This is a genomic window from Kitasatospora sp. SUK 42 (genome assembly GCF_015776785.2).
Lineage (GTDB): Bacteria > Actinomycetota > Actinomycetes > Streptomycetales > Streptomycetaceae > Kitasatospora.
On sequence record NZ_LFMD02000027.1, the window covers coordinates 1 to 1161 of the forward strand.

The 1161-nt window shown below is 71.3% G+C and carries 1 protein-coding gene; it reads left to right on the plus strand.

Annotated features, from left to right (window positions below; all coding sequences use genetic code 11):
* Positions 1-96: 96 nt before the first annotated feature.
* Positions 97-1122 carry an IS30 family transposase gene (locus tag RZ50_RS28530; protein ID WP_254803363.1) on the plus strand — a complete coding sequence of 342 codons (1026 nt, stop codon included), beginning with the start codon at positions 97-99 and terminating at the stop codon, positions 1120-1122.
* Positions 1123-1161 lie beyond the last annotated feature (39 nt).

Sequence of the window (1161 nt, forward strand, 5' to 3'; positions counted from 1 at the left end):
GCCGAGGCGTGCCGGGTCCTCGGTATCAACGACCGGACCGGTAGGCGTTGGCTCTACGGGCGCAATTCGTCCGGCAGGAACAAGGCGGCGCCACCGCTGACAGCGGTGGCGCCGCCTTGTGGGCGTTCGAGGTACCTCGGCGAGGACGAACGGATCCACATCGCCGACCGGCTGCGGGAGAAGGCCTCCATCCGCGAGATCGCGGCCGAGCTGGGCCGCAGTCCGTCGACGGTCAGCCGGGAGATCCGCCGCAACCGCACCGACGGCCGCCACGGCCGGTGGCACTACCGGCCGCACGCGGCCCAGGCCCGCGCCGACGCCCGCCGGCCCCGGCCCAAGCCCCGCAAGATCCTGTCGAACCCGGAGCTGCGGGACGCCGTCCAGGCGATGCTGGACGAGCGGTGGAGTCCGGAGCAGGTATGTCACGCTCTGCGGGCACAGTTCCCCGACCGGCCGGAGATGCACGTGGTTCCCGAGACCGTCTACCAGGCTCTCTACGTCCAGGGCCGAGGGCAGTTGCGGCGCGAGCTGGCCGGCGCCCTGCGGAGCGGACGCGCCCGGCGCAGACCCCAGCGGCAGGCCAACCGCCGCCAGCCCCGGTTCGCCGACCCGATGGTCATGATCAGCGAGCGCCCCGCCGAGGCCGAGGACCGGGCCGTCCCCGGCCACTGGGAGGGAGACCTCATCATCGGCAAGGACCAGAAGTCTGCGATCGGCACCCTTGTCGAACGCGCGACCCGCTACGTGATGCTCCTGCACCTGCCCGGCGATCACACGGCCGAGACGGTGCGCGACGCCCTGGTGGCCACCGCCCGGACGCTCCCCGTCGAGCTGAAGCGTTCCCTGACCTGGGACCAGGGCAGCGAGATGGGCCGCCACCGCGACTTCACACTCGCCACCGACATCCCGGTCTACTTCTGCGACCCGGCCAGCCCCTGGCAGCGCGGCTCGAACGAGAACACGAACGGACTGCTGCGGCAGTACTTCCCCAAGGGCACCGACCTGTCGGTCCACACCCCGGAACACCTGGCGGCCGTCGCCGACCAGCTCAACCGCCGTCCACGCAAGACGCTCGGCTGGGAAACCCCAGCCGAGCGCCTGGCTAAACTCCTCGCGGCCTAGACAACCGACCACGTGTTGCAACGACCACTAGAAACCGCC